We start from the raw sequence: 848 nt of genomic DNA on the forward strand, positions 1-848 counted from the left end.
CCGAAAGGGGCGGCCCTTTCTATTTTTACGGAGTTCCCGCCGTGGCCCAGCCGCTCATGCCCCACGCGACCGCCGCCTGGATGGTCGATAATACCGCGCTCAGCTTTGAGCAGATCGCGGACTTTTGCGGTCTGCACATCCTTGAGATCCAGGCGATCGCCGACGACACCACCTCGACCAAGCTCACCGGTCGCGATCCCGTCCGCGCGCACGAAGTGACGCAGGACGAGATCGACAAGGGTGCTGCCGATCCCGATTACCAGCTCAAGATGATCAAGGGCCCGGAGCAGGTCCGCCGCACCAAGGGCCCGCGCTACACGCCGGTCTCGAAGCGCCAGGACAAGCCCGACGGTATTTCGTGGATCATCCGCAATCACCCGGAGATCACCGACGGCGCGATCTCGCTGCTGATCGGCACGACTCGCACGACGATCGCCGCGATCCGCGACCGCAGCCACTGGAACATCGCCAACATCACGCCGAAGGATCCCGTCACGCTCGGCCTGACCTCGCAGCGCGAGCTCGATGCGGCAGTTGCGAAGGCAGCAAAGGCCGCCGGGATGGAAGCCCCGACCGACACCCGCCTCGAAGGTGATCGCGAAGTCTTGCTCCAGCAGCTCCGCGCCGAACGCACGCAGGCGGCTGCGGATGCGCAGTTCGTCGCGGACGGCGGCGTCCTCCCCGTCAAGCCGCTCTTCGACGACCCCTTCAAGCGCTGAGCGTTTAACCCGCCTTAAAAATCCTCCCCCGCCAGGGGGAGGTGGCAGGCGCAGCCTGACGGAGGGGGAGGGAAGGGAAACGCCTGTTGCGTGTCCTCCCCCTCCGACGCCTTCGGCGCCATCTCCCCC

General features: G+C 66.2%; 1 protein-coding gene. It reads left to right on the plus strand.

The features are described from left to right. The first annotated feature begins 41 nt into the window (after window positions 1–41). Window positions 42–719, plus strand: coding sequence for a DUF1013 domain-containing protein (locus tag ASE88_RS18365; protein ID WP_055873545.1), 678 nt, complete (start codon window positions 42–44; stop codon window positions 717–719). The last annotated feature ends 129 nt before the right edge of the window (window positions 720–848 follow it).

Origin of the sequence: Sphingomonas sp. Leaf38 (assembly GCF_001421825.1) — a bacterium.
Classification (GTDB): Bacteria; Pseudomonadota; Alphaproteobacteria; order Sphingomonadales; family Sphingomonadaceae; genus Sphingomonas.